At 56.4% G+C, this 7622-nt stretch carries 10 protein-coding genes; 3 read left to right on the top strand and 7 right to left on the bottom strand.

Annotation, left to right across the window (positions count from 1 at the left end; translation table 11 throughout):
* Positions 1–84: 84 nt before the first annotated feature.
* Positions 85–1227 carry a hypothetical protein gene (locus tag NZM04_06405; protein ID MCS7063660.1) on the bottom strand — a complete coding sequence of 381 codons (1143 nt, stop codon included), beginning with the start codon at positions 1225–1227 and terminating at the stop codon, positions 85–87.
* Between the two features lie 3 nt (positions 1228–1230).
* Positions 1231–1659: a hypothetical protein gene (locus NZM04_06400; GenBank protein MCS7063659.1), complete on the bottom strand. Its 429-nt coding sequence runs from the start codon at positions 1657–1659 to the stop codon at positions 1231–1233.
* A gap of 295 nt (positions 1660–1954) precedes the next feature.
* Between NZM04_06400 and NZM04_06395 the strand changes: the two genes are divergently transcribed.
* Both NZM04_06395 and NZM04_06390 read left to right on the top strand, forming a co-directional pair.
* Entirely contained in the window at positions 1955–2497 is a 543-nt protein-coding gene (locus NZM04_06395; protein MCS7063658.1) for a hypothetical protein, read from the top strand.
* 271 nt (positions 2498–2768) lie between these two features.
* The gene (locus tag NZM04_06390) at positions 2769–3590 is read left to right on the top strand and encodes an FkbM family methyltransferase (protein MCS7063657.1); all 822 of its coding nucleotides are present in this window, start codon (positions 2769–2771) and stop codon (positions 3588–3590) included.
* A 598-nt stretch (positions 3591–4188) separates the two neighbouring features.
* On the opposite strand, the gene NZM04_06385 is transcribed toward NZM04_06390, so the two are convergent.
* Positions 4189–4434, bottom strand: coding sequence for a hypothetical protein (locus NZM04_06385; protein ID MCS7063656.1), 246 nt, complete (start codon positions 4432–4434; stop codon positions 4189–4191).
* A 148-nt stretch (positions 4435–4582) separates the two neighbouring features.
* Here NZM04_06385 and NZM04_06380 point away from each other — a divergent pair, with 148 nt between their 5' ends.
* The gene (locus tag NZM04_06380; GenBank protein ID MCS7063655.1) at positions 4583–4753 is read left to right on the top strand and encodes a hypothetical protein; all 171 of its coding nucleotides are present in this window, start codon (positions 4583–4585) and stop codon (positions 4751–4753) included.
* On the opposite strand, the gene NZM04_06375 is transcribed toward NZM04_06380, so the two are convergent.
* The 4 genes from NZM04_06375 to NZM04_06360 form a co-directional block, all read right to left on the bottom strand.
* On the bottom strand, positions 4750–5697 hold the full coding sequence (locus NZM04_06375) for a hypothetical protein (GenBank protein MCS7063654.1): 948 nt from the start codon (positions 5695–5697) through the stop codon (positions 4750–4752). The genes NZM04_06380 and NZM04_06375 overlap by 4 nt on opposite strands.
* Entirely contained in the window at positions 5694–6158 is a 465-nt protein-coding gene (locus NZM04_06370) for a hypothetical protein (GenBank protein MCS7063653.1), read from the bottom strand. The genes NZM04_06375 and NZM04_06370 overlap by 4 nt, the downstream gene beginning before the upstream one ends.
* A gap of 12 nt (positions 6159–6170) precedes the next feature.
* Entirely contained in the window at positions 6171–7199 is a 1029-nt protein-coding gene (locus tag NZM04_06365) for an RAMP superfamily CRISPR-associated protein (GenBank protein ID MCS7063652.1), read from the bottom strand.
* Positions 7192–7622: hypothetical protein (locus NZM04_06360; protein ID MCS7063651.1), on the bottom strand; the 431-nt coding region annotated here is incomplete at its 5' end. The genes NZM04_06365 and NZM04_06360, both read right to left, overlap by 8 nt.

The following is a 7622-nucleotide window of genomic DNA, read 5'->3' as shown; positions in this document are numbered from 1 at the left end:
GTCACCGCCACGTGGGCCTTCGTCTTGCTCCCGCCAATTAGGTCGAGTGCTGCGAAGCAATCGCCGGCGTTTGGTGTCCGCAGGTCAAGCATGGTTTTCCTCCTGGAAATACTCGGCCACAGTCTGGAGAAAATCCGCCTTGAGTGATTTGACCAAGCCTTCTTTGCGGATGACTTGGATCTTCTTGGTAAGCGTGTCGAAGCCGATAAACCCGCACACTTTGGCCAAAGGTTTTTCCCGGAGCGAAAAAGTCGGCCGCAGAATCTCCTGCTCCACCTTGTCCCGGCGCTCATCCGGTGCGCACAGATAGAGATTGATCTCCAGATTGGGCTGCAGAGCCAGCAGGTCGCTCATCCGAAGCAGGCCGGAGTAGATAGACGTGGTGCACTCGACCTCGAAGGCGGCGACGATGGAGTTGCCCTTGAGCCAGAGCACGTCAATCAACTCGATGGTGCGATTGGTGGCCTCGTTGAACTGGGTGGGCAGTTCATCAATCATGCCAGGCATCTCGCCCAGCCTCGCCCCTTGCCAGGACTTGGAGCGGTCATTTCGCGCCACCCAGACGTTGAATCCCATGTCTGCGCCCAGCGCCAGCAGCATCTGTTGAATTTCGGTGTGGCGGGTTGGAGCGACGGCCGCGTCTGTCGAGGCCTCCTCCGCGGGCACGCCTGCCTCGGACTCTTCCGGCTCGGGCACGCTCACAACAGCGGGCACGAGGTTTCTGCCTTTGCGGCGCTCGGCCCGGAAGAGCGGGCGGCGGGCGAGTTTTCGAGGGTCAACCGGGCGCGGGATAGGTTGCTGTTGAGCCTGCTTGAGCAGTTCGAGAATCAGTTCACCATCGGTTGTGCGCTTGAAGAGGTTGGGGCTTTGCCGGAGAAAGGCCTTGTAGCCGGGTGCATCTTCTTCCGAGGCGTAAAATAGCACTTTCCCTTTCAATTCGGCCATGGGCACGCCGTGCTCAGGCTCCAAAGTGACGAGCGGGCGCACGTCGAAGCGCACGGGAAAGTCAGCATCCTTCCAAATGGGCCGCTTGTCCCTGCTCGGCCCAAGCACCTCCAAGGCCCCCACCCAGCGCATGACGCCCGTGAGATAGCATAGCAGAATATCGCGGGGCTGAATCTTGGCGGCTGCCATGCGCATTCTATGCCTGAAGCCAGATACACGCGCTCCGTCTTCAAGAAACTCCTTCCATGTCGTGCCGGTGAACAAATTGAGCCAGTAGTTCATGGTTCAGTTTCGGATTTGTTGTTTGCGGGTCTGGACGCTTTTGAGGATGGCCTCGGTGGAGAGCCGTTCGTGGACGAACAGCGGCAGGGTGGGCACGGTGAAGCTGTGCCGCTCGGCCTTGCCGGCCCAGTTGAGGAAGGGCGCGGACATGCGGCGCAGCTCGGCGGCGCAGTTGGAAATCTGCGATTTGAGATGGGCGATGCCTGCCGGGTCGGTGGTCTGCTCGAGCTCGCGGGCGGCTTCCGCGATTTGGGCGATCAGATGCTCGGCGTGTTCGCGGTCGGCGTGGATGTCCCAGGACAGTTGCGGGTCGAGCGAGCGGTCGTAGCGGTAGGTGGCCGGCTCTTTCTTTGTTTTGAATTGTGCTTGCAGGCCGATATCAGGGCGCAGTGGGGATGTCTCGTTTGGATGGTCGTAGGAACGAGCCGTCACAGGAGCTGCGGACGATGATGGGGAAGATCTTGAAGATCGGCTTCGACGGCTGGATGGGCGAGGCATGGTGAAGAAGACTTTACGGGAGAGGATAATCGAAAGTGTGGGAGGGGGCGAGTGTTTTTCGCTGCGAGCGTGTCCTTAGAGAATTGATTTTCACCGGGATTGCCTTACGAGAGAGCTACAAGTCGAACGCTGCGGTGCCCTAAAGACTCACTTGCTTCATTCAGCGATACCTGCACGCTTTGCTGGCGGCGTGGGCGAGGGTGGGTAACGTTGGAATTTCGTGAACAATATGAAGCGTTTTTGGTCGATCGTTAAGGGGTGTGTGATGGTCTGGGGCGTGATTAGCGGCATAGGGGCGATTTGTCTGGCGGGTGTGATCGCCTACAATTTTGGCCCGGGTAATGTTTCTAAATCGGATTTCGCCACTGCGAATGACGTTCGACACATTCTCAACTGGTGCGAGCTGGGGGATGACCGCATAGAAGAGGTGGTTCATAGTTATCAATCAGCCCGCTCGTTGACTGGGGATCACTTGGATGCATACGCCATACGAATAACACATTTAGAAATCGAGGAACGCAGCAAGAAAGATTGGGGAAGGGGCTGGTATCGCTGCGATCAAGTCGAGGGAGTGCTTAAGGATGCAATAGAATTTATATCAGGATGGCTACATAATGACAAAATTCCGTGGTTTTTGACGAGTGAGGAAATCCGGTCCGATGAGGTGTATGTTTACCCTAGAAGCACATATTCTTTTGGAACGCGCCCGATTTCTGCTCGGTTGATTTTTGTAAGGCCTCGCGATCGGATGCTCTTCTATATCAGTTGCTAAACATAAAAACGCGAACAATGCGATCTGCTGAACACCCACCCGCGTCGCGCCTGCTGCTGAACAGGAGCTGCGCTACGGGCAGAAGCGGGTAATTCACCCCCCAACAAACATCGAAATTTGCTTTGAGACCACCGACCTTATCACTATAAGATTTGTCCATGGTGAATTTTTGCTTCCATTGTTTCATCCTTGACTCACGCGGCTTAGGTAGGGTGTTTGAATGTCAAATCAAAACAAAATTCTAATTAAAATGCGTTCGCAAAATAAGATTATGCTGCCACGCCGTTTCAAAGTTATCAGGCCATACCTTGCAAGTTTATTCTATAAGGAGTGTCACCGCCCGCCCATTTCAGAGGTAATGCGCTGGCTAACACAGCCAGACAAGAAAAGGAGAGCCTCACGATACATTCAAAGCTGTATAGAACATCAAGATTTTATCGAAGTGCATTTTGTTGGGTTTGATAATCCATTTTTCTATCCGAGGCAAGCCAGTTGGATAGACCTGTGTCAGACTATAGATGAGGTGTTTAACCCAAATAACTGGCATCATTTCATTTCAAAAGATACTCCAATCAGCTCAACTGACGTTGTAATCGACTGCGGAGCCGCTGAAGGACTTTTCTCTTATTATGCAGCAAGGATGGCATCGAAGGTATTTGCCATCGAGCCTATACCTATGTGGCATAAAGGCATGGAGAAGACATTTGGTCGTTTGTCCAATGTTGAAATTATAAAAGCTGGTGTTGGACATAAAAACGCAATAATGCGAATGACGTATGAAGAAATCTGTTCACACGTCAGCTCCAGGGGAAGCCTTGAAATACCCATTCGCACGTTGGATTCGCTTTTTGCCGATAATAAGATTCCCGTTACGTTTCTCAAGGCTGACATTGAGGGCTTTGAGTTTCAAATGTTACTTGGAGCAGAAAATCTGATCCGACAAAACAGACCCAAAATATCAATGACAATGTATCACGACACAAATCATTTTGTTCAGGCGCGTGAGTTCCTGCTGGATCTGCACAGCGATTACAGATTTAGGCTGCGAGGCATTGCTGCGAACGGCCATCCCATTCTTATGCAAGCATTCTAACACGATAATGCGAACAAGATGATCCACCGAATGGCTACCCGCGAGGCCATCTGATAATTCGAGAGTCACGGAGGCGCCGCCATCGGTGAGCTGAATCGTTAGACGTTGCTCGCACCATCTACATGAAGCCCCGATTTATCATCCCGCAGACTCTATTTGCCTTTGCCAGTATTCTGAGCGCAGCCGATCTGATCTAGGCAACGAGCGTCAAATGAATGGGACATTTCGGAGCGTCGGAAGCGGCTCAGGCTATGGTTACTCTCGCAGCCAGATTCCAGCCACAGGCAGCCGCGACTAGAGAGTTTCCTTTGCCAAAGAACGGGTAGACGATTTTCTACTACTTACAGGCTCTGGTGTTTTCACGACGAACGCACAAGAGGAGGACTTGGGCGAGGATCGACATCCTTGGCCTCCATTATTCCACGTTGGGCACGAGGTCATCGCGCAGTATAGAGTCATCGAAGAACGCCAATGACCGCAACGCCTAACCATGCGCGCAGCAGCGGGCGTTGCATCGCGCCCTTAGCAACCTTGCACGTTAGCAAAAATACGTGTTACATGCTCTAAGCCTTATCTGAATGCATTTTCCGAACGTTGTTTAGTTAAAATAATAGAATGCTAACCAAGCGATGCCGCCGATACCTGCTCGCATCCTGTGCCGTGCGTGGCGATTGGTTGAGGAGATGCGGCGTTGCAGGTGGAGGCAGGGATGGGCTAGGGTGTCGAGCAGCACATCATGAAATTTGTCTTCGCCGCTGTGGTGCCGATAGTTTACTGATTCATCATTCGTCCGATCAAGGATAAAGCTGATTTTCGGAAAGATAACGATGTTCCCGAGGAGCATACGATCCTCTTTTTTCGGCGAACGTATGGTAGGGATTCGGATGCCTTTGCGATTATTAAGTTACCAAAAAATGACATTGACCGATCATTACCATATCGGCCGATTAAAAAGGTTGTGTATGATACGTAAAAAAGAAGCGTCAGAACGTATGAACATACCGAAAAACAAGTGGCCAGATTTATCGAAGCCATCGATTCGTTACTGTGGTGGCGAGTTTGAGTGGTATGGGGATGGAGGGGTATGGGGGACCCTCACTCTCATCGATATTGAAGCGGGGCTTAGATTTGCGTGTTACTGGGGCAGCCTTGCGGGTTGCTAGGCGGTTGGGAGGGTTTGCCAGAGGCCGTTAGGCTTTATTGCGAGGCGTGGTGGTCTGGTAGTGTGAGAGGAGGGGGAAGAGTCGGTGATGTTGAGGAGGAGGGTGCCGGGTGTCCAGAGTGGGGGGCGGCGGCGGAGGGCGCGTTGGTAGGACCAGCGGGCGAGGGCTTCGAGGGCGCCGTAGGGGCGGTAGGGGAAGGGTTGAGGTGGTTGGAGATCGGTGGGGAGACGGGTGTGGGCGAGGAGGTGTGTGGTGGTGAGGGTGGGGTGGGGGGTGGTGAGGTCAATTGTGGCGGTGTGGTGGAAGAGGGTGGGGGAGGGGTCGTGGATGGGACGGCATTCGGTGCGGTGGAGGATGCCGAGGCCGTAGCGGCGGTCGCCGCCGATGTGGAGGACGTGTAGGTCGAGGATTTTTTGGGTGATGGGGTCGTCTGGGGGGATGAGGAGGTAGCCGGTGAGGGCGAGTCGGGAGTGCTTAAAGAGTGGGATGTGGGGGGAGATGGCTTCGATGGAGCGGAGGGTGGCTTCTTGGGCGGTGTCGGAGAGTGGGTCGATGGCTGTGCTGGGGATGGTGGTGAGGAGGAGGGAGCGGAAGTGGAGGTGGGGGATGGAGATTTGAGGGTGGCGCTCGAGGGTCCAGGTGAGGCCGTGGGAGTGGGAGGGGTTATCTGGTTCGGCGTAGCGAGGGAGGAAGGCGAGCCATTCGCCGTGGTAGTGGATGGAGGGGTAGAGGTAGGTGAGGCGGGTGTGGCGGAGGATGTGGAAGCCGAGGTGGCGGTAGGGGTTGTGGGTGGGGGATGGGGTGAGGAGTTGGCTGGTGATGGCGCCGCGGAGGGTGGAGGCGGGGAGGTAGAGGCGGGTGCGGTTGATGGGGCCGGCTGGGAGTGAGCCGATGTAGAGTGGGGATTGGAGTTGCCAGGTCCAGCGGTAAAGTTGCCAATTCATTTTTTGGATTGGGAAGAGGGTGGGTTTGGTTGGGGAGAGGATGAGTTTGATTCGGAAGGGGGTTGTTGGGCTTTGAGGTGGTAGCGGGCGTAGATGAGGGCTTGGTTGAGGAGGTGGGTGGCGAGGAGGAGGGAGTGGGGGCTTTGGGCGAGTAGTTTTGCGGCGTCTAAGGCTTGGCGTGGAGGTGGGGTGCGGGAGGAGTTTTGAGAGGATCGAGAGGGGATGCCGGGGGTGAGGAGTTCTAGGGCGTGTTTGTTGAATTTTTCGTGGATCTCTTTGTATTTTGCTTCGATGAAGAGGAAGAGGGCGTAGAGGCCTTGGTCTGCGAGGACGGTGAGGGCGTCTTGGAGGGTTTTTTGGGTGATGTGTGGTATGGAGGCGATTTTTTGGCCTGTATCGGCGCAGAGGATGTCGAGGTTTTTTGCGGGTGAGGAGGGTGAGGGAGGGTTTGGGGTAGGCATAGGGGTGGGGGGTTATTTTTGGGTTTGATCGTTGGGTGGGAGGATGAGGAGGCGGCCCATGCCGCGGTTGGACATGCCGCCGAGGCCGAGGTGCTCGAGGTAGGGGTGGGCTTGGGTGAGGATGCGAAAGATTTTGTCTGGGGTGTCGGCTGGGGATTGGTCGGGGAGGGTGAGTTGGATGGGGGCACTTTGGATTTTGAATAGGGCGGGGTTTTTGGTGATGATTTCCCAGGTGAGAATAGTGGTGTGGGGGATGGCTTCGTAGATGTAGAGGGCGCCTTCTTCGGCGGTGCCGGTTTCGGGGTCGATGGAGACGGAGGTGCGGACTTCGAGGTTGGTGTTGATGAGGTGGGGGAGGAGGTCGTCTGGGACGATGGCGATGTGATCGAGGATGGAGTTGGGGACGCCGCGGCTGGAGAGTGTCTGGGTGAGTTGTGGCATGGCGGGGTAGGGGGATGTGGGGAGGAGGAGCCAGCCGAGGTTGAGTTGGGAGTTTTTAATTTTGTCGTTTGGGCTGACGAGGATGGTGTAGTGGTCTGGAGGAAAGGGGAAGGTGGATTGGGGGTCTGATGTGGGGGGTGGGTAGATGGGGCGGAGTGCGGATGGGGAGGTGACCCAGTAGGGGCCGAGTTGGGTGGGGACTGGGAAGAGGAGGATGTGGGCATCGGTGAAGGCGGCGAGGCCGGCGAAGCCGCCGGATTGGTCGGAGCCGCGGGCGAAGCCGAAGATGACGCAGACGGGGCAGGTGGGGGTGCCGCAGTGGCCGAGGTAATCGCCGCGTGGGAAACCGAGGCCGGCGCAGTGGGGGTAGGTGGGCCAGGGTTTGCCGTTGATGGTGCGGTTGGGGTTGCGTTCGGTTTCGGCCATGGCGAGGTAGGTGCGGTAGACGCCGGCGAGGGATGAGCCTGGGATTTTGGGGATGCGGGTGACGGGGTCGCGGACGATGGTGAGATCGACGCGGCCCATGATGGATCCGCCAGCGCCGACGTGGATGGGGTCGAGGGCTTGGGCGATGAGGAGGGTTTTGTGGTAGTTAGGCATATGGGGTGTGGGTTAGGGGTTGAGGTTGGGTTTGTGGGTGTTGAATGGGTGGTGGGGTAGAGGGTTTGGGGGGAGGGGCGGGGGATGCGAGGATGGAGAGGTGCCAGTGGATGGTGAGGAGGAGGAGGCCGTTTTCGGCGGCATCGGTGAGGGAGTTGAGGAGGGGTTCGGGGTGGGGTTGGAGGATTTCGGCGATGAGGGCGCGGAGGGTGGCGCGCCAGAGGTTGGGTGCTGGGGGGTGGATGGGGAGTTGCCAGTCTTGGTGGAGGCGTTGGAGGGCGGAGCGGAGACGCTGGAGGGTGCGCTGGCTTCGTGCTGTGGCGAGGAGTTTTTCCCAGAGGGTGTGGAGTTGTTGCCATTCGTCGAGGTAGAGGACGGGGAAGGGAGCGATTGGGGAGGGTTGGGTGTGGGTGTGGAAGGGGA

This window comes from Candidatus Methylacidiphilales bacterium (assembly GCA_025056655.1).
Lineage (GTDB): Bacteria > Verrucomicrobiota > Verrucomicrobiia > Methylacidiphilales > JANWVL01 > JANWVL01.
This window is presented reverse-complemented; position numbering and strand designations above follow the sequence as displayed.